This window comes from Methanosarcina sp. DH2, from assembly GCF_020804225.1.
GTDB lineage: Archaea > Halobacteriota > Methanosarcinia > Methanosarcinales > Methanosarcinaceae > Methanosarcina.
In genome coordinates this window covers 177,113-195,650 of the sequence record NZ_WJBI01000005.1, presented here as the reverse complement: position 1 = coordinate 195,650, position 18,538 = coordinate 177,113, and the positions used below count along the sequence as shown (strand labels likewise).

Below are 18,538 nucleotides of genomic sequence, written 5' to 3'. Positions count from 1 at the left end.
TCAGAGAATGAAAGAGATGATATAGATATAAATATGATCCGGGGAAAGAGAACTAAAAAAATAAGCGGTAATAACAAAAAAACGAATTTTCAAAAGAAACACTCAAAAAAATGAGAGATTCGACTTTTTAAAAGCCAAGCCTCTCCATTTCCTTCAGTACAGCTGCACTGAAATCCGTGAAATTCTGAATCCCGCCGGTCCAGGCAGCCATCATCATAGCGTCCGAAATTTCGGCTCTTGTAGCTCCGAATTTATGAAGCCTTTCCAGGATCTTGACCGCACTTTCCACGTTGTTGTTGGAACAGGCGATAGCAAAGACCATCAGGTGCTTCTGCTTCATGGAAAGTCCGCCTTCCCTCTCAGCCCAGATAGCTTTATAGAAGCCTGCAAGCCCTTCGCCAAAATCCTCATTTATTCGCTCAGCGTAAACAATAGACCTGGGCAAAAAGCCCTTAACTTCTTTGATTTCTTGGATATTCTTCCCCATAATTATCGATATGTCATAGGGAAGGATTGGATATAACAGTATTCCTTAACAGTATTTACTAACGGTAGCTCTTAATCGTAAATCTTAACAGTAAATCTTAACAGTAACTCTTAACCGTAGCTCTTAAAAGTTTCTCTAATTCTTCCTCTTGAGCTCAGATAGCAGATATTAATATATATTAGTCCTCTTGAGCGAAACGGAGTGGAGCGAAAAGGACCTCGGGCTCCCGAAGCGAAACTCGGGCGGTAAAGGTTTTAGATATATTAGCTCTATATTGCCGGATAGATCCAATTACTGAGGCAAAAAATGCTATATCGCAAATTAGGAAACACGGGTGAGAAAGCCTCTATTCTAGGCTACGGCTGCATGAGGCTTCCGGTTCTCGGTGGGGTGCCCGATAAGATAGACGAAAAAAAGGCAATTGAACTTCTCCGTTATGCCATTGATCACGGAGTAAATTACATTGATTCGGCATACTCCTATCACGGCGGAATGAATGAAGTATTCCTGGGAAAAGCTCTCAAAAATGGATACCGGGAAAAAGTCCACCTGGCGACCAAACTTTCCTGCAAGCGTGTGAAAACCAGAGAGGACATGGATCGTTTTCTGGACGAGCAGCTTGAAAAACTCCAGACGAACTATATCGACTTCTATCTCCTGCATGCTGTAAAGAAGAGCTACTGGAAGAAACTGAAGAAACTCGGAATAATGGAATTCCTGGACTCGGCCCTTGCAACCGGGAAAATCAAATACACCGGTTTTTCCTTCCACGACGAGCTGGACGTTTTCAAGGAAGTCGTGGACGCCTATCCCTGGTCACTCTGCCAGATTCAGTTCAATTTTCTGGATGAAGAGTTCCAGGCAGGAGTTGAGGGCCTGAAATACGCGGCTGAAAAGGGCCTTGCAGTGGTCATCATGGAACCTTTGAGGGGTGGGAACCTGGCCTCAAAAGTCCCGGAAGAAGCCCGGAAGGTCTGGGACCGTGCCAAAATCAAAAGAACCCCGGCAGAATGGGCTTTTCGTTACCTCTGGGACTATCCCGAAATCAGTATTGTCCTGAGTGGGATGTCGAAACCGGAGCACCTGAAAGAAAACCTGGAAATTGCAGAAGAAGGGCACCCCAACTCTCTTTTAGCCGAAGAAAAAAGCCTGATAGCAGAAGTTAAGGAAATCTACAGGGCCCGGACAAAGGTCAACTGCACAGGCTGCAGGTACTGTATGCCCTGTCCGGAGGGTGTAAATATCCCGCGGAACTTAAGTTACTTGAATGACATTTTAATGCTTGATGATGTGGAAAATGCCAGATTCCAGTATGGAGTTCTTCTATCACCTGAGGAAAAGGCCGGGAAATGTGTTAAGTGCGGGGAATGTGAGGAGGTATGCCCACAGAATATTAAGATCAGGGAAATGTTAAAGGAAGTTAAGGAGTTCATGAAGGAGTGAATTTTGCGTCGTGAATTTATAAAATATGATTGTTGGCTCTGTAGAAATCCTCTAGAATAAAAAATCTCCATAAATTTGAACCGGATGGTCTGATATGCTTTTACATATTTATCTTCGGTCTCTTGAAGCTAATTTAAATCAGTTTTCTATAAAGCCGATAGTTACATCCAATAACTGCCCCTATCAAATAAGTAAAAGCAAAACCTTCTACTGCCCCTATTAAGTAAGTAAAAGCAAAACCTTCTTTTTTTCAGTGAAACTTCTATCAACATAAATTGTTTCCGTTGATGGTATGATTAAGAATCATCATATAGTACAATCAATTAGTGATGCATCATGGAGTAGCTTTGTAACAAAATTACAGTATAAGGCTGAATGGAGTGGAAAAACCATATTAAGGATAGGTAGATTCCAACCATCAAGTAAAGTATGTAACAATTGCGGATATTACAATAGGGATTTGACTCTCAAAGTCAGAGAATGGTTTTGTCCTGAATGTAACACATTTCACGATAGGGATGCAAACTCCGCAATTAACATCAAGAAATTTGCACTCATAGATCAAAACTTAATTACGATATAATTCACCTGTGGAACGCAGGGTTGAGCCTGTGGACTCATGAAAAGTGGTTCAGGGAATGAAATAAGAAGCTCCTTCCTCGGAGCGTAAGCGAAAGGGAGGAGTAGTTCACTTTCTTAAACTGCTCTGGCCTCCCTGACGCTCTGGGCACGAACGATGAAAGATGCCATTAAGATTGATTCTGAGAAGTTCTACAATATAATTAAAATTAAAGGACTAGCCACCGGTATATCTTAATATCTTTAGGAGAGACCGACGAATAATTGAAAAACAAAAGGACCTCGTGCTGTTGCACTTGCAGTGCAACTCCCAGGAAATCTCTGATTTCCTGTGATCCCGACGCGAAACTCGGGAAGGACAGAGAGCTAATAAACTTACAGTGTAATTCCCAGAAAATCTATAATTTTCTGTGATCCCGAGACGCAATTCAGGAAGTGAAGCAAAAAGGACAGTAGACTCCCGAATAGCGATTCGGGAAGCGTAACTGGGGATTCAACCATGAAATGTGGACGACCTCTGTTTTTGCAACAAGCTTAAATCTCAATCTCTTTTCCCTCAACCAATAAACTCTTAATCACAGCATTTCCATATTTGTCAACAACAACCTTTACATCGACCCCTGCTCTCCCTGCCCACTGTTGACTTTCTATCTCTATTCCTCTGCCTTCGGGAACAAAATAGCTCTCGATACCGTACTTAACTCTGAGTTCTTTAGAGTAAGGACCTTCTGTTGTAATACCGTCTTCGTCGGTTTCCCAATCGTAGATGACTTCCTTTACCGTGCCTTTGATGTAAAGTTCATTGTCTGGAGAAGTCCTGTAGACTTTTTTAGGCACCCCGTATCCGTCTTCCAGTTCAAGTGCCAGATATATCCGGTCGTTATATTCAAAATAAGGATCTGCAGCCTGAATCTCTTCCAGGTCCAGAGCGCTGATCTCGTAATTAAGGGTCACGTAGTCTCCCCTGAAAAGGTCTCTTGGGTCTACTGGCTCGGTCTTAAGTATAACTTCTGTTCCGGTCATAAGGGTGTATTCCTTGTAGGCAATAAAGCCTGAAAAAATCAGGAGCCAGAAAACTATAGTAAGGTAGAAAATCTTCTTTTGAGTCATCCCTGAACCCTCCCTGCTCCTGAATGAGCTCTGGTTTCACATCCCTTAAATCTCAAACGGCCGCTTTTCATTGTTCCCCTCCGGAAAACCGGGCTTTAAATTCCCTTCTTTTTCTTTCCAATAACACACTTATGACCAGCAGGACAAGCCCTCCCAGCATGAAAAAGAGTGATCTCGGAAGCAGTTTCCAGAAGAAATCAAAATATCTCGCAAAAATCAGGAGAACAAACCAGAACATTGTGGTATTGATGATCCCCAGATCTTCAGTACTGTACCCGGCATAGAGGAGCAGGGTTAAAAGTCCAAGGAAGATAATATTAAAGAAAATCATGTAAGTTTTTTCCGATCCAGGAATGTATATTGTTGTAAGAGTAACTCCTGCCATCAATAGCGCAAGTATGGATATGCTCATGTCTGCCTGAAAGCTTCCAAGACCTGTACGAAGAGGTTTTCGGAGCAGGACTGCCAGGAAAAGTATTCCTGAGATAGCGTAAATTACAGGAATTATTTTTTCAACTTCATATCCTCCAAGTTCGAAGGTACGTATAAATAAGGCAAGGAGTACAGCCTGCAACCCTATAAACTTAAACGACTTTTCGGCATATTTTACCCTTTCTGCCAGCCCGTGAAGAGTGCCAGTAAAATAGACAGCAATGCCTGATATAAGGCAGAGGTCCCATATGGTAACCAGCTCACTCAGGTCGGTCCTTTCCATGTAAAGAAGGCCAATCCAGAGATAAAAGAGCAGAGAACAGAGCCCGGCAATTGACGCAGACCGGTAGCCATAGACGAGAGGAAAAACTCCAATAATCCAGATCAGGACGAGGGTGCTGTTATTGGCGTTGACATTATAAATCTGGGCAATTAAAAAGAAACTGGCTCCAAAGAGAAAGGCTGAGAGTAAAACAAGGGCAGAACCCAATCTGGGGTATTTCTGGGTCTCATATTTTAAACGATAACCCGTGTAATGTATTCCCACCGTGCTTCCAATAAGCAGAAAAACTTTAATATTATTACCGATTCTCTCCCAGTTGGACGCCACAAACAGAATAGCTCCAATCCCGATTAAAATCGCCCCGATAGTCGAAAAGGCAATGATTTGTTTTTTTGACCTATGCTCCTGTTTGTACTCGACAAGGTCTGTCTGCATCTTATCTGCCTGTGTATGATTAATTGTGCCTTCATCCAGCCATTTCCGGATCAGGTCCTTATCGAACATATTCTAACATATTAGCATGTTCTATATACATTTTTTTAAGCATATAAGCCCGGAATTTTAAGCATGTAAACCCGGAAATTCCTGCTCTTATGGAAGTATGCCGAAATCCGCCGGATTCCTGTTTTATTTAGTTTCATTCGTAACTATTATATGCATATGAAACCTTAAGGGCATCAGATTAGTTTCATATGAAACTATACCCAAACATCCTTTATCTCAAAAAATTCTCAACTTTACAAAAAACTCAGGATAAAATTATGGAAGATCCAAGAGAGATCTGCGGCCCGATCGCCCATATATACCGGAGCCACCTGGCATACATGGCAAAGGAACTCGAAGCTTACCGGATCGGGAGTGGACAATTTGATTTTTTAATGGTTTTATACCATAGAGACGGCATTTCTCAGGATAACCTTGCAAAAGCCCTGAAAGTCAGCAAAGCAACAAGCACAAGAGCAATCCAGAGCCTGGAAAAAGAAGGGTACGTGTACAGGCAAAGGGATAGAGGTGACCTCCGGGCTTACAAGGTTTACCTGACCGAAAAAGGGAAGGAGATCAGAGTAGTAATCCTTGAAAAGCTGATTTCTTTTATAGACACTCTCCTTTCGGATTTCACACCGGAAGAAAAGGAAATTTTCAGACAGCTGGTCCAGAAGGCTGCGTTTAAGCTCTCTGAACCCGGATTTGAGCCTTCGTGTCCGGATAGGCAGGATGACGTGAAATAATAAACGAGACGGAAGCATAGAATATGGAAGAAAAAAGTGAATTTCTGGGAAAAGAGAGTATAAAAAAGCTCCTGTTCAAACTTTCAACCCCAGTAATCATCGGAATGCTGGTACAGGCTCTCTATAATGTTGTGGACACCCTTTTTGTAGGAAGGGCATATGGGACAGAAAGTGTCCAGGCCATAGGCGGGCTTTCGATAGCTTTTCCAATCCAGATGATAATCATGGCTTTTGGAATTGTTCTCGGGACAGGAGGCTCTTCTATCATCTCACGCGCCCTTGGAGCTCGAGAAATCGAAAAGGCCGAGAGAACTCTCGGAAATGTTTTTTCCCTGAGCCTGATACTCAGCATACTTATTGCAGTTCCCTGCCTTCTTTACCTCGACGTTATTCTGGAAATCTTCGGGGCTACTCCCGGAATCCTGCCCTATGCCAGGGAATATCTTGAATATATAATTGCAGGAGGGCTTTTCTTCGTCTTCGGAGTCTCGGTCCAGCACATCGTCAGAGCCGAAGGGAATGCCCGCCTTGCCATGAATGCCATGCTGATAGGAGCTGTTATCAATATCCTTCTTGACCCGCTTTTTATCTTCGGATTTGGAATGGGTGTGAAGGGAGCTGCAATTGCAACTGTACTGTCCCAGGCAGTGAGTTCGGTCTGGCTTCTGCAGTACTGCCTTAAAGGAAAAGGAGCTGTGCACTTCAAATCCAGAAACTTGAAACCGGATGCTGGCATTATAAAAGAAATAGGAGCTATAGGGCTCGGATCTTTTGTTATGCAGGCCTCGAGCAGTATCATGATGATCTTTGTGTATAATGCCCTTGCAAGCTATGGAGGAGATGTAGCAATTGCTGTTTTTGGCATTATAATAAAGATTAATTCCTTCATCTTCCTGCCTCTCCTGGGTATGGCATTTGGCCTGCAGCCAATTGTAGGGTATAATTACGGAGCAAGGCAGTTCGGAAGGATAGCCGAAGCCGTAAAATTATCTCTTATAGTGACAACGACCTTCGGGCTCCTTGGCTTGATTGTCGTTAATCTCTTCACAGAGCAACTTCTCGGGCTTTTCAGTGCTGATCCAGAATACCTTATAGTTGGAAAAAGGGCTGTATTAATTATGCTACTTGGGATGCCTTTGATAGGTCTGAATGTAGTCGCAATGACCCTTTTCCAGGCTCTGGGTAAAGCCAGGCCCTCTTTCATTCTCTCCCTTAGCCGGCAACTCCTTTTCCTGATCCCCCTTGTTGTCATCCTTCCCGGTTTTTATGGTCTGGATGGAGTCTGGGCAGCTTATCCGATCTCAGATTTTCTGGCATTTTTGCTTTCCGGACTGCTGCTTTTCAGAGTGTACAGGACTTTTAAAGAACGTGCAGTCCCTTCAGGAGTCGGCACAGGGTCAGAAATGGCAGTTCCCGGCGGGTTCGAATAAAATCGGGCACGCTGAGATGAAGACAGAAGTTTGACTCCTGCTCCTTTCCTCTTTTCTCTTCCCTTTTTCCTTTAGATACAGATTCTTTCTTTAAATTCAGGTTAATAGAAATTTTTCAGGATATAGAACAATACTCATGATGGAAAATATTCATTATGGAATAACATCCTTTATGGAACAATATTCAGAATCATTGTTTCAAAAGCAGTTTGAACCTGAGTTACATACTTTTTCTATCAAGCAAATTGAGGTGACATAAAATGAACTGCAGCGAATTGAAAGAGGGTCAGGTTCTTATTTGTGAAGGATGCGGGTTCGAACTTAAGGTAGTAAACGCATGTGGGGAAGCCTGCTGCGCTACAGATGCCTGCTGTACCGGCAATATAACTTGTTGCGGAGAACCAATGAAAATGAAACAATAAGTAAAGCAACAGGGCGCATAAAAAGAAAAAATAAAGGTAAATAGAAAGCCAAAATAAAATAAAATAAAATAAAATAAAATAAAATAAAATAAAAAACGAATGTTAAAGATAGGGCTAGAAGCATAACTTCTGAGGCTTTTTTGAAGCTTGAATCTTTAAAATGTTTTTTCCCTGCTGTTTCTCTATCTTTTTCTTTTTTCAATAATCCCCTGCATCAGCATGATCGCTGCATATGAGCTGAAAAACCAGACTGACAGGGCGATCGCCATGGATAAACCCCACTTATTCAGATGTTCCATGCAAAAAATTGCAGTGAACATGCAGACTGTACAGCCCAGCATCCCTGCACTGGCTCCCAGTGCAATGTCTGCCGCCTGCTCAGAGGTTCCGAAGTGCTCTGCCATTATTACGGCTGCAGACATCAATGCCGGAAAAGCGGCAAAAATCCCTGCAAAGGACTTTGAGGGAAGGTGTTGAAGCAGGATATAACAGGCAGCAACAGCCGTGCCCCCAAAAAGAAACCTTACGCCAAGGTCCCGGATATCCAGTTTCATTAAAAAACTCATGATAAATCTGGTTTTCACCTTCTATTTTTATTTTAGTTTTATCTGTCATCGCTTTTTTTAAGCTACGGTTTCTATATTCTTCAGAATCCGAACCATGTAATGTAAATAAGAGGGGCAAGCATAGCCCAGAAAAGAAGGGAGAGGATAAGGCCTATTTTCCATCCGTATTTAAGGATAAGGTAGCTGGCTGCAAGGGCACAGCAGATATCTGCCGCCATTCCCACAAGTACACCTTTCGAAAGCTGTTCGGAAACAAGAATCAATTCACTGCCTTCGTACTCCGTCCCCAGGCCTACAACTGCTGCAAGATAAACTGCGGGAAAAGCTGCAAAAATTCCTCCAAGCCTACCCCCGAAACTCCGCGCAATCAGTGTGGAAGCTACAACTGTACTCCCGCCAAAAAGGAAACGGAGGAGAATTGGAGAGATATTAATGCTGAACATTACTTGCCGACCTGTATACTGAAACGCCTTCTATCTATGACAGCGCACATATGGAACATCTTTTACACACATTTTTGGAGAAATGAGCCGTTTTAAACCCCTGATTAACTATCAGGCCCGTACTTTTCCCTGATTTCAGATTCTTTTAAGACTGTGAGCCCGAGCTTCTCAAGGATTTCAGAGATTCTGTTCCTGTCATCGCTTTTCATGGATTTCCGGTCAAAATAAGCAAATTCAGCCTTTGACTTCTCAACAGCCTGCCTTATCAGGTCTTCGTCCACGAATTCTAACTGGTATTTGGGGAAGTTGTGTCCAAAAGAGATCGCGGTTTCAAGCAAAAGCCCTGTCTGGCGCATGGCGTAATGCCCGCCTCCGAAACCAAGGGCTACAGGTACTTTTTCAAGGGAGACTGAAAGAATAGCTTTTGCAGCAACTTCCCCGGCTTCGGGATCTATCCACTGTACTTCAGTACTGCCGATCTCCGCATAGATAGAAGGTACTGAGAGTTCTGTCGGGCCGTGGTGGGTCACTTCGAGGGTCACGTCGTACTTCAGCCCTTTTTCTCCTGCAAGTCGTTTCATTTCGCTCAGGATCGATTTCATTGCAGCAGGGGAGGAAACAGCAAGAGACCTGGGGCGGCCTCCGAGCCTTGCTTCATCCGAGGGGTTTCCGGTACAGTGCACGGTTAGGGAATTGATTTCCTCTTTACTCCTGTGTTTGGAGGCAAAAATTATCAGGGAAGCTGGAAATCCTGCATCCTCCAGTTTCCTATCGAGCCCGTCCTGAAAAACGTGGATTTCTTCAATATCTACAAGCCTGAATTTTCCATCCGCGGATTCTCGGGCTGCCGAAAATCCGGATTCAGGCGGAAGTTCGAGTTTTTTCCATTCTCTCAGGTTCAAAAGATGAGTTTTGATGTTCTGGCTGGCAAGGTCAGGGGCAGAACAGATAATGGTGATTTTTGAATTATTCACATTTTCTGGATTACTTATATCTGTCATTGTCGGATCAGTCCGGTTTTCTTCTGAATTTATCCTGAATTTTTCTGGAACTTTCGTACAGAAACAGTTGTGCCTTTAAAATTCGTAAAGATAGATAAAACCAACCCCAAAAATAGAACAAATCGACTGGAACAATGCAACCACGCCATATAAAAAATTATGAAAAGACGGGTCAACCAATCAAATAATGAGGCTTATAATTCTGCTCCGCATCGCTTACAGAATTTAGCGTCGATGTCGTGTCCTTCAAAACTGCAATTTTGACACACCCTTCCTTTAGAGTATCTGCTTGCATATGTAATCTCGGATGTGACAATACCAGTTGGAACCGCTATGATGCTATAACCTATTATCATGATAACTGACGCCAGTGCCTGTCCGAGGTTCGTCTCAGGAACTATATCCCCGTATCCTACGGTTGTAAGTGTTATAATTGCCCAGTAAATGCTCCTGGGTATACTGGTAAACCCGTTATCTGTACCTTCAATAACGTACATCAGGGAGCCCATTATTATCACCAGATTCGAAACAGTAAATAGGAATAGGGTTATCTTCCGCCGGCTTGCACGCAAAGCTTTTATCAATAAATCAGCTTCACCAAGATACTGGGCAAGTTTGAGCACCCTGAAAATCCTGAGTAACCGTAAACTCCGGATCACCAGCAGAAACTCGCTGCCTGGCAACAGCAGGCTAAAATATGTTGGGAGAATTGCTATCAAATCTACGATACCAAAGAAACTTCTGGCATATCGGGAGGGCCGACCAACACAGATCAAGCGCAAAAAATACTCTATTGTAAATAGTATCGTGAATGCCAATTCCAGAAAATTGAACAGGTTCCCATATAAAGCCTCGATACTGCGTACGCTATCAAGCATAACGACAATAACACTCAGCAGGATGGTAAGGATCAGGACTTCATCAAAAAGCTTTCCAGCGGGTGTGTCTGCTTCAAATATGATAGTATATAAAGTATTTCGCCAACTATCATCAGGTGGCCTATTTTGGGGTTTATTTTCTAATGAAGCAGCCATAGTTAACATCCACGCAGCAAGCGTTTGATTTGCAATCTAAGTTTCCGAAGATGTGGTTATGACGCAGCATCTTACAAAACAGCCACTTCAATCTATGTTTCAAAAGGTAATAAGTATTTTCTTGCAGTAGCTAATATTATAGTACTGTGATTCCAAAGTATATTCACAATCCTGAATTTTGAATAGACCTATAGGTCAACGAATTTCCCACTACTGAACAAGGGGCTTGTTTTGGAATCGATGCAATAGTTAAATAATGAGTCTTTGATCCGTTCTCATAATTTGGAACAACTCGAATTTCCTTTTTTCTTCTTTTTCTTAACTCGAATTTCCTTTTTTCTTCTTTTTCTTTTTTGTGGGTTTTTCTGTTCTGTCATTATCCCTTAAAGGAAAAGTTACCTGAATGAAACATATTTATTAATAAACGAAAGTGATATATTATCCTGTACTTATATAATATCTCGAGCAACTTGAGTTCATGATTATTTCCAGTTTTGTTTGAAAAAATGTGTTTAGAGATGTTCTTATGAATAGCAACATAGCACTGAAAAGTCTTGGCACTGGACTGACAGTCATTGGATTCGTCTTGCTGCTGGGATATGGCCTTTATAACTTTTTCACCTTGGAGTCCAGCCCGGTACTTAAAGTGTCTATAGGAGCAATTGTAGCAGGTATAGCAATAGTTTTATTGATTTTAATAAAGGAAAAATTGAGTGTTGAGGATAAAGAAACTGAAAGAAAATACTAGGTGAGAACATGATAATTGCAACCACGGATACAATAGCAGGAAAGGAGATTACACAAACCCTTGGAATGGCTCGCGGCAGTACTATTCAGGCCAAGCATATTGGCAAGGATATCATGTCAGGGCTGCGCAGTGTCGTAGGGGGCGAACTGACAGAATACTCCGAGATGCTTGAAGAAGCAAGGGAGAAGGCAATCAACCGTATGGTGGAGGATGCCGAGAAGATGAGGGCTGATGCCGTGGTAAATGTAAGGTTCATGACTTCCATGGTAATGGCAGGGGCAGCCGAGATACTTGCATACGGAACAGCTGTTAAGATAAGGAATAAGGAATAATCAAGGATAAGTGATCAAGTCAGGGAGTATTCAGTGCTGTGCAGGTATGATATCTCGACCTGTTCATCCCGTTCAATTTTTGCAGTATAGTGGCAGTTATCTGCTGTTTTGATTTATCCTTTTTACTTCCTGCTCATCTTTCTAATTTTTATTCAAGGAAAACCGGATTTCTTTCGAGACAAAAACGACGATTCAATAAGGTTAATTCCGGTTGGTTTGGTTTTAGTTCAGGAACAGTTTGGGAAACTATTTAAGATCGTCCCGGTCTGAGTTAGGGAATTCTCAACCCAGCAGCTGTTTTCTTTTAGCCAAAATATCATCGGATCTCTTTTTGTGTTTCGGGCAGAATCTCAAATACCATCAACATGTTAGAAAAATTGCAAAATTAAGGAAAAAATTCGTTTTTTGCAGGGCCTCGTCCTCTGAGAGCAGGAGACCCTGCGTTTTTTTCCGGTAGGAAAAAAGAAAAAAAGAGTTGTTTAAAGTCGTTACGATATCATCCGACGTGGATGTAAGAGTTCACAAGTTTCCTGATTTCTTCGTTCTTGCCGTAGAGTCTCTCACTGAGTTTGTTGTCGTCAAGACCTTCAAGGTATTTTACGGTGTCGTTAATCATACCTTCGGTGAAAACATCGTACTCTATGAAAACATCCTTCAGTTTCTTCAGGGCCTGAGCGGACTCGTAGCAGGAAGCAGGAAGGTGTTCAAGCTGGGCGAGCCTGTCCTTGTGCTCTTCCTTGAAAATGTTGACACCGATGTAGAGGTCCTTTGCAACCTCAAGAGCGTTGGCCATTTCAAACCCGTGGCGGATACCTACAGCAAAGGCTGCAAGGAGAAGGTAAAGATCAGCCGAAGGGTCTGCAGCACGGAATTCGAAGGTAGATTTGTAGCTGTGGCTCTTGAACTCATCACTGTAATTCGGATTTGCAGTGGCTATCATTCTGCTGGATTCTTCAGCGAACCAGCCAAGGGGCACACGGACCAGAGCAGAGCGGTTCCTGTCTCCCCAGCAGATGTTGGTAGGAGCTTCCTGATGAGGAACAAGGCGCAGGTAGGATGTTGGGATCCTGTTTCCAAAGGCAGTAATTCCGGATGCAATATCAAGGAGACCAGCCATTGCACGCTTTGCAATATCACTGACATTACCGTTCTCGACCATAACGCTCTTTCCGTCTTTCAGGAGCTTCATATGGACGTGCAGCCCGCTTCCGGCTTTTCCGACAGTGATCTTAGGGGCAAAGCTAACAATTACACCGTACTGGTCAGCAAGCATCCTGAGCATCCATTTTGCAATAAGCAGACTGTCTACACTGTTTTCAGGTGTGTCAGTCTCGAATTCGATTTCGTTTTGCTCGTAGTAGTACTTGTCATCAGTGAAGTTCCCGACTTCAGAGTGCCCGTATTTGATTTTTCCGCCAGCTTCGGAAACGTACATCATTGCTTCCTTCCTGAGCTGATCGAATTTGGTAAAGGGATTAGATTCGTGATATCCTCTCTGGTCAACAGCCGGGAAATTCATGTTGACTTCATCTTTATTGGCGATAATGTAGTATTCGAGTTCGCCCATTGCCTGGAGCTCGTAGCCTGTCTTCTCGGTAAGAGTCTGGGTAGCCTTCTTCATGACGGTTTCAGATGCGCTTTTGAGGGGGGTTCCGTCCTTGTCGAAGTAGGAACAGAGGATATCCAGAGTGGGGATTTCTTCAAAAGGATTTATGAAGGCAGTCCTGTATTTAGGGAGGACGTAGAGGTCGCTTGAGTCTGCCTCAATGTACGTAAAAAGGCTTGATCCATCGACTCTCTCACCAGCGGAAAGTAAGTTGTCAAGGTGTTCTTCGTCTCTGATCACGAAGGTGAGGGCTTTAAGTCTTCCATCTCCGCCAACATAGCGGAAATTGAGCATCTTAATACCGTTTTCCTTGATGAATTTTATAATGTCCTCTTTGGTGAATTCGCTTGCTGGTTTATTGAGGTACTGTACCAGTTTGTTCGGATTAAGTTCTATAGATGATGTTTTCATAAGTATCCCTTCTTTTTTGGTTGTAATATTCGAGTATTCAAAGCCTCATTTCAATACCGAATATTTTCAGGCTCTCTTGTTCCCACATTAGTCATAAATTTGTGAATTCTAGCCTGCTAGGAAGAAGATAACTTACTGCTGTCTATATAAACTTTTCTTTTCACCCTGTGCTCCGTAGGAGTAGTACGCTAAAAAATGAAATCGGCAGGCTATACGTTTCGTGTTGCTTAAACACCATTTTTAGAAACGTACCTAATACATATATTGGACGAATACATATAGACAGATTATAAAAACTGTTGGTTGGGAGCTATAATCAGGGTTTTTAATTGCCTGTTTTGCTTCTATTCTACCGACATTGAGAGGGGAACGGAAATATGGAAAATTATAATATTCCTGAAATAGCCCAGAACGTGTTCTGGGTTGGGGCAAAGGACTGGAACCGCAGAATGTTTGATGCTTTGATTCCTCTGCCTCAGGGGACAAGCTATAACGCTTACCTTGTGAAAGGGGAAGAGAAAACAGTTCTCATTGATACCGTGAATCCCGGCTTTGAAGAGGAATTTGAAGAAAAAATAAATCTTGTTTCCAACCTGGAAAAACTGGACTATCTGATCATGAATCATGCAGAACCTGATCATGCCAGTGCAATTCGTTATATCATGGATAGGGCTCCGAACTCCGTGCTTGTCACGACTGAGAGAGGAGTAAAAATGGCAAGCCTCTATCATGAGCTGCCTGAAGGTCGAATAAAGGTTGTTGCCGAAGGAGATAGCCTTGACCTGGGAGGAAAGACTCTCCGCTTTATAGAAGCACCCTGGCTCCACTGGCCTGAAACTATGTTCACATACCTGCCTGAAGATAGGGTCCTTTTCCCGTGTGACTTTTTCGGAGCCCATACTGCCCAGGGGGTGTATGACGAAGACCTGGATGACCTTATTCCTCTGGCAAAACGCTACTATGGTGAGATCATGATGCCTTTCGGGAAAATGGGGGCAAAAGCTCTTGAAAAGATAAAGGATCTTGATATCGAAATTATTGCCCCGAGCCACGGGCCGATTTACAAAAACCCGGAGCGAATACTTGAACCCTACGCGAAATGGACTGCAGGAGAAACTGAAAATAAAGCTCTTATTGTCTATGTGAGCATGTGGGGCTCTACCAGGGAGATGGTCAATACAATCGCAGAGACTCTGCTAAAAGAAGGTGTAGATGTTAGAATGTATGACCTTACAGTCTCAGACATAGGGGATGTTGCCAGAGAACTGGTTGATTCGCGAGCCATTATCCTTGGAGCCCCTACAGTCCTTGCAGGCATGCACCCGCTTGCCCTTTACGGCACTTACCTTGTAAAAGCGCTCAACCCCCCGGCCAGGTATGGAGTTGTTCTCGGGTCATTTGGCTGGGGAGGAGGTGCATTGAGGCAGGCAGGAGATATCCTCACTCCTTCGAAAATGGAGGTTGTGGGAACCCTCCAGGTTAAAGGCAAGCCAAGAATGGAAGACCTGAAAAAAGTTGAGGAGATTGGCATGCAACTTGCTCAAAAAATGAAGGATTAATTCCGACATAGTCTTAAGCTCGTGCCATGGGTCATTCAGAGATTACTCAGAGATCATTCATTCATTCATTCATTCATTTATTCCTGTGAAACTACGTGTTAAAAATCGGTGCTGAGAATTCCGAGTTTGCTGAAATGTTAGCGTTGACGGACAAGCACCATGATTAATTTTTTAAACAATAGCTTTGAGTCTCCATAAATAGAGACTCCAAAAACTGCCCCCCATAAAGGTATAAGGCTCTCAACCCCCGACCACCCCTGCAGAACTGCAGGTAAAACAATACTTAAAAGAGCCATCATTTGAGCGGTCTGGACCCTTAAGGGGTTTAAAGGAATCCCTATCAGATCCCCTTTTGATGTTACTGTTCGCGAATTAAAGATGAGGGGGATAAAGAGGAGAACCGCAGTAAGTATAAAGATTGGCAGCCCTGTACCTTGAATGATGATTTTTTCTCTTTCATTTCCTGAGAAAAAGAGAAATCTGACTGAAAGTGACAAAGCGAGAAATAGGGCCCCTGCAAAAATCTGAGGGCTGCGGTTTGGTTCAGGCAGGAAAGCATCCAGGACAAAAGCCAGAAAGGCAAGGACGCAAAAAATCCAGCCTCCCTGCAGCAAAATCCAGCTTGAAAGAAGGAGTACAACAAGAGAATCCATGGTTCTGGCGGGCAGTCCCTTGCTTCTGTTTATAATACGGATGATCATAAGCTCAAGAAGAAGGGCAAGCAGGAGAGGAGATGAAAAAAACATGAATCCGATACAGCCAGTAAAAGCCGCGACAAAAGCTGAGAGCTCATTGTCAGGATCTATTTCTCTTGCAAAAGCCCAGGCAAAAAATACCGAAATTCCTGCCCTTAACCCTGAATATAGGGCTGGAAAAACATCTTTTCCTGAAGCAAACTGGAAACCTGCCGTTACAAAGAAAAATAACAGGGTAACTACTGTAATTGCCCTGTTTGTTGGGTAGGTAAGGTCTATGGAACGAGTAACTGAACTTAAGCTTTTTGCCTTCATCTTTACTTCCGGAGCTAAACCAGTTTAATTATTATGTTTTTATTGAAATTCAAAAATACATAATAAATGCTGTTTCTTGTGGTATATCATTTTTTAAACTTAAAACCTGGTTAATAGAGCAAAGTACTTTACAATAACCAAGTATGAAAAAATTTTCTGGATAAATAATGTGTGATGAAAAATATGTGTAGTAAAAAAATAATGTGATAAGAAAACATGTGACGAGAAAATAATGTAGAGCGGTTTACGGTATAATCTAATTATACCCTTTCCAGATGACTGAAGGTTTCTTAAAGTTATTCTTATGGTGCTGGGCTTCAGTTAAGGGTGGGGAGTTTTTAATGGAAGAAAAATTCGAATTAAAGAAAGAACTGAGTTTGGTGGAGATCACACTCACAGGAATCGGCAATATCCTCGGAGCCGGGATTTACGTGCTTATGGGAAAGGCTGCGGGGCTTGCAGGCAATTTCGTCTGGTTTTCCTTTCTGTTTGCAGGAGTTACTGCCGCACTTTCTGCTTTCAGCTATATGGAACTTTCTTCCATGTTCCCCAGGGCAGGCGCTGAGTATGAGTTTGTGAAGAGAGCCTTTGGAGAACGTGTGGGCCTATTTGCGGGGCTGCTTGTTGTCTACTTTGTGGTAATAACCAGCTCTGCGGTTGCCCTCGGTTTTGGAAGATACTTCAGTAACCTTTTCGGGTTTGGAAATTTAGGCGGAGTAATAGGTTTGTTTCTTTTTCTCAGCCTTATTATGGTCTACGGGATCAAAGAATCGGCCCGTCTGGCTGTCCTTATTACGTTGATAGAGATTTCAGGGCTTCTGTTAATTATTTACGCTGGGCTCCCTTACTTTGGAACGGTAAATTATTTTGAAGCTCCTGATCTTACAGGGGTATTTGAGTCTTCTGCCCTGATATTTTTTGCGTTTCTCGGTTTTGAGGATATTGTAAGGCTTTCCCAGGAAACGAAAGATGCAGAGAAAACAACTCCCAAAGCCCTGCTTATTGCCATATCAGTCACTGTTTTCCTATATATTTGCGTGGCTGTAGCTGCTGTGAGCGTGCTTGATTTCAGGACCCTTGGAGTTTCGGAAGTCCCGCTCGCAGACGTCGCAGCTGTTGCCTTTGGAAATGACGCTTTTGTCCTTCTGTCCTGGATTGCTCTTTTTTCCACAATGAATACCGTACTTGTGGTTATGCTTGGAGGGTCGAGAATCGTCTACGGTATGGCAGATGCAGGTTCGCTTCCTAAAGCCCTTTCAAGCGTACACCCCCGTTTCCAGACTCCCTGGACTGCAATTTTTGGAATTGCATGCGTTTCAAGCCTTTTTGCCCTTCTAGGAGACATAACAATCGTAGCAAATATTGCGAATTTTATGATCTTTATTGTATTTTTTATGGTCAATATCTCCCTTATAAAACTCCGTTATACTGACCCCGGAAGAGAACGACCTTTCAGGGTTCCCTTTAGCATCGGCCGTTTGCCCCTTTTTCCATCTCTTGGCGCCTTATCTGCTGTTTTTCTTTTTTCCCAGATCAGCATGGAAATCATGGTTTACGGTTTTTCCCTTGTAGCAATAGGCATACTTATAGTGCTGCTCAGAACAAGAAAAAAGCCTGCTGAAGCCTCAGGTATCTGATCTGTTTGAGCTCTAAATAACTTTCTCCGAATAACTGGTAATTCTCAGTTACTTGATGGCTTATTCAGACATATACAAGATACCATTTTCCGGCTTTATTTCCCTTTACAAGAACCCTGCAACCGGTTCTGCCCGGATAAAAAAATATGGAAAAGGATCTACAATACCCGCTTATCCGAAACAGTTCAATATTTCTCATAATCCGTGTCTTATTTCAATTCACAGATTATAGAGTCCTACGCCAGCCTGTCTGACAGCACATCAAAAGAGAAAAGAAAAAAGACTTGATAAAGTGGCGGAGGACTTAAAAAATACCTTCATTCATTATTACAATCTATGCTCAAATTTAGTCCTCCTGAGCAAAGCCCACTGCTGTTAATCTATAAATTAGTCTATAAATTAGTCTATAAATTAGTCTATAAATCAGTCCTCTTGAACGAAACAAGGAGCGAAAGGACCGCGTACTCCCGAGTCGCAATTCGGGCGAGGCGCAATTCGGGGCGAAGAGGACCTCGTGCTGTTGTACTTGCAGTGCAACTCCCTGGAAATCTTCGATTTCCTGTGATCCCGAAGCGAAACTCGGGAAGTAAAATCTGTTATTTTTATAAATTAGTCTGCTTGAGCGAGCGAAGCGAGTGAAACAGACCTCGTGCTCCCGAAGCGAAACTCGGGAAGCGAAACTCGGATGGCGCAACTAGGGCGAATCTTAATTCAGGGTTTAGTAAGTTACTTTTCATTGCAGCTTTCTTACAATTAATTCTGCACTGGCATAAAGA

The 18,538-nt window shown here is 42.8% G+C and carries 17 protein-coding genes and 1 pseudogene; 9 read left to right on the top strand and 9 right to left on the bottom strand.

All coding sequences use genetic code 11. The features are described 5' to 3' along the window. Window positions 1-127: 127 nt before the first annotated feature. Window positions 128-487: a carboxymuconolactone decarboxylase family protein gene (locus tag FXV91_RS09700; RefSeq protein WP_229390383.1), complete on the bottom strand. Its 360-nt coding sequence runs from the start codon at window positions 485-487 to the stop codon at window positions 128-130. 306 nt (window positions 488-793) lie between these two features. Here FXV91_RS09700 and FXV91_RS09695 point away from each other — a divergent pair, with 306 nt between their 5' ends. Next, window positions 794-1,930 (top strand): aldo/keto reductase, encoded by a 1,137-nt coding sequence (locus FXV91_RS09695; protein ID WP_229390382.1) that lies wholly within the window; start codon window positions 794-796, stop codon window positions 1,928-1,930. Between the two features lie 277 nt (window positions 1,931-2,207). Beyond that, window positions 2,208-2,513: pseudogene (locus FXV91_RS09690) on the top strand (zinc ribbon domain-containing protein); the annotation flags it as partial. A 530-nt stretch (window positions 2,514-3,043) separates the two neighbouring features. Here FXV91_RS09690 and FXV91_RS09685 read toward each other — a convergent pair. Together FXV91_RS09685 and FXV91_RS09680 are read right to left on the bottom strand one after the other, a co-directional pair. Further along, entirely contained in the window at window positions 3,044-3,619 is a 576-nt protein-coding gene (locus FXV91_RS09685) for a GDYXXLXY domain-containing protein (RefSeq protein ID WP_229390381.1), read from the bottom strand. A 67-nt stretch (window positions 3,620-3,686) separates the two neighbouring features. Beyond that, window positions 3,687-4,838, bottom strand: a complete 1,152-nt coding sequence (locus FXV91_RS09680) for a DUF2157 domain-containing protein (RefSeq protein ID WP_229390380.1) — start codon at window positions 4,836-4,838, stop codon at window positions 3,687-3,689. Window positions 4,839-5,095: 257 nt separating this feature from the next. On the opposite strand from FXV91_RS09680, the gene FXV91_RS09675 reads away from it, so the two are divergent. From FXV91_RS09675 to FXV91_RS09665, 3 genes are all read left to right on the top strand, one after another. After that, window positions 5,096-5,563 (top strand): MarR family transcriptional regulator, encoded by a 468-nt coding sequence (locus FXV91_RS09675; protein ID WP_229390379.1) that lies wholly within the window; start codon window positions 5,096-5,098, stop codon window positions 5,561-5,563. 23 nt (window positions 5,564-5,586) lie between these two features. Continuing rightward, window positions 5,587-6,993 carry an MATE family efflux transporter gene (locus FXV91_RS09670; RefSeq protein WP_229390378.1) on the top strand — a complete coding sequence of 469 codons (1,407 nt, stop codon included), beginning with the start codon at window positions 5,587-5,589 and terminating at the stop codon, window positions 6,991-6,993. Window positions 6,994-7,253: 260 nt separating this feature from the next. Next, complete coding sequence (locus tag FXV91_RS09665; protein ID WP_229390377.1) at window positions 7,254-7,415, top strand: hypothetical protein; 162 nt, start codon at window positions 7,254-7,256, stop codon at window positions 7,413-7,415. Between the two features lie 182 nt (window positions 7,416-7,597). On the opposite strand, the gene FXV91_RS09660 is transcribed toward FXV91_RS09665, so the two are convergent. From FXV91_RS09660 to FXV91_RS09645, 4 genes are all read right to left on the bottom strand, one after another. Next, the gene (locus FXV91_RS09660; RefSeq protein ID WP_229390376.1) at window positions 7,598-7,981 is read right to left on the bottom strand and encodes a DUF3147 family protein; all 384 of its coding nucleotides are present in this window, start codon (window positions 7,979-7,981) and stop codon (window positions 7,598-7,600) included. An 80-nt stretch (window positions 7,982-8,061) separates the two neighbouring features. Then, on the bottom strand, window positions 8,062-8,424 hold the full coding sequence (locus FXV91_RS09655) for a DUF3147 family protein (protein WP_229390375.1): 363 nt from the start codon (window positions 8,422-8,424) through the stop codon (window positions 8,062-8,064). 104 nt (window positions 8,425-8,528) lie between these two features. Continuing rightward, a complete protein-coding gene (locus FXV91_RS09650; RefSeq protein WP_229390374.1) occupies window positions 8,529-9,425 on the bottom strand; it encodes a D-aminoacyl-tRNA deacylase in 897 nt (298 codons plus the stop codon). Window positions 9,426-9,619: 194 nt separating this feature from the next. After that, a complete protein-coding gene (locus tag FXV91_RS09645) occupies window positions 9,620-10,459 on the bottom strand; it encodes an ion transporter (RefSeq protein ID WP_229390373.1) in 840 nt (279 codons plus the stop codon). 526 nt (window positions 10,460-10,985) lie between these two features. Between FXV91_RS09645 and FXV91_RS09640 the strand changes: the two genes are divergently transcribed. Together FXV91_RS09640 and FXV91_RS09635 are read left to right on the top strand one after the other, a co-directional pair. Further along, complete coding sequence (locus FXV91_RS09640) at window positions 10,986-11,207, top strand: hypothetical protein (RefSeq protein ID WP_229390372.1); 222 nt, start codon at window positions 10,986-10,988, stop codon at window positions 11,205-11,207. Between the two features lie 8 nt (window positions 11,208-11,215). Beyond that, window positions 11,216-11,539, top strand: coding sequence for a YbjQ family protein (locus tag FXV91_RS09635; protein ID WP_229390371.1), 324 nt, complete (start codon window positions 11,216-11,218; stop codon window positions 11,537-11,539). A 496-nt stretch (window positions 11,540-12,035) separates the two neighbouring features. On the opposite strand, the gene FXV91_RS09630 is transcribed toward FXV91_RS09635, so the two are convergent. After that, a complete protein-coding gene (locus tag FXV91_RS09630) occupies window positions 12,036-13,556 on the bottom strand; it encodes a glutamine synthetase family protein (RefSeq protein WP_229390370.1) in 1,521 nt (506 codons plus the stop codon). 377 nt (window positions 13,557-13,933) lie between these two features. On the opposite strand from FXV91_RS09630, the gene FXV91_RS09625 reads away from it, so the two are divergent. Beyond that, window positions 13,934-15,115, top strand: coding sequence for an FprA family A-type flavoprotein (locus tag FXV91_RS09625; RefSeq protein ID WP_229390369.1), 1,182 nt, complete (start codon window positions 13,934-13,936; stop codon window positions 15,113-15,115). Between the two features lie 137 nt (window positions 15,116-15,252). Here FXV91_RS09625 and FXV91_RS09620 read toward each other — a convergent pair whose 3' ends face one another. Beyond that, the gene (locus FXV91_RS09620; protein ID WP_229390368.1) at window positions 15,253-16,125 is read right to left on the bottom strand and encodes a hypothetical protein; all 873 of its coding nucleotides are present in this window, start codon (window positions 16,123-16,125) and stop codon (window positions 15,253-15,255) included. Window positions 16,126-16,466: 341 nt separating this feature from the next. Here FXV91_RS09620 and FXV91_RS09615 point away from each other — a divergent pair, with 341 nt between their 5' ends. Further along, window positions 16,467-17,762 (top strand): APC family permease, encoded by a 1,296-nt coding sequence (locus FXV91_RS09615; RefSeq protein ID WP_229390367.1) that lies wholly within the window; start codon window positions 16,467-16,469, stop codon window positions 17,760-17,762. Window positions 17,763-18,538 lie beyond the last annotated feature (776 nt).

Bases quoted from the DNA above. Each gene is read 5' to 3' on its own strand.
- FXV91_RS09700 (WP_229390383.1), bottom strand. From the start codon at position 487: ATGGGGAAGAATATCCAAGAAATCAAAGAAGTTAAGGGCTTTTTGCCC.
- FXV91_RS09695 (WP_229390382.1), top strand. From the start codon at position 794: ATGCTATATCGCAAATTAGGAAACACGGGTGAGAAAGCCTCTATTCTA.
- FXV91_RS09685 (WP_229390381.1), bottom strand. From the start codon at position 3,619: ATGACTCAAAAGAAGATTTTCTACCTTACTATAGTTTTCTGGCTCCTG.
- FXV91_RS09680 (WP_229390380.1), bottom strand. From the start codon at position 4,838: ATGTTCGATAAGGACCTGATCCGGAAATGGCTGGATGAAGGCACAATT.
- FXV91_RS09675 (WP_229390379.1), top strand. From the start codon at position 5,096: ATGGAAGATCCAAGAGAGATCTGCGGCCCGATCGCCCATATATACCGG.
- FXV91_RS09670 (WP_229390378.1), top strand. From the start codon at position 5,587: ATGGAAGAAAAAAGTGAATTTCTGGGAAAAGAGAGTATAAAAAAGCTC.
- FXV91_RS09665 (WP_229390377.1), top strand. From the start codon at position 7,254: ATGAACTGCAGCGAATTGAAAGAGGGTCAGGTTCTTATTTGTGAAGGA.
- FXV91_RS09660 (WP_229390376.1), bottom strand. From the start codon at position 7,981: ATGAGTTTTTTAATGAAACTGGATATCCGGGACCTTGGCGTAAGGTTT.
- FXV91_RS09655 (WP_229390375.1), bottom strand. From the start codon at position 8,424: ATGTTCAGCATTAATATCTCTCCAATTCTCCTCCGTTTCCTTTTTGGC.
- FXV91_RS09650 (WP_229390374.1), bottom strand. From the start codon at position 9,425: ATGACAGATATAAGTAATCCAGAAAATGTGAATAATTCAAAAATCACC.
- FXV91_RS09645 (WP_229390373.1), bottom strand. From the start codon at position 10,459: ATGGCTGCTTCATTAGAAAATAAACCCCAAAATAGGCCACCTGATGAT.
- FXV91_RS09640 (WP_229390372.1), top strand. From the start codon at position 10,986: ATGAATAGCAACATAGCACTGAAAAGTCTTGGCACTGGACTGACAGTC.
- FXV91_RS09635 (WP_229390371.1), top strand. From the start codon at position 11,216: ATGATAATTGCAACCACGGATACAATAGCAGGAAAGGAGATTACACAA.
- FXV91_RS09630 (WP_229390370.1), bottom strand. From the start codon at position 13,556: ATGAAAACATCATCTATAGAACTTAATCCGAACAAACTGGTACAGTAC.
- FXV91_RS09625 (WP_229390369.1), top strand. From the start codon at position 13,934: ATGGAAAATTATAATATTCCTGAAATAGCCCAGAACGTGTTCTGGGTT.
- FXV91_RS09620 (WP_229390368.1), bottom strand. From the start codon at position 16,125: ATGAAGGCAAAAAGCTTAAGTTCAGTTACTCGTTCCATAGACCTTACC.
- FXV91_RS09615 (WP_229390367.1), top strand. From the start codon at position 16,467: ATGGAAGAAAAATTCGAATTAAAGAAAGAACTGAGTTTGGTGGAGATC.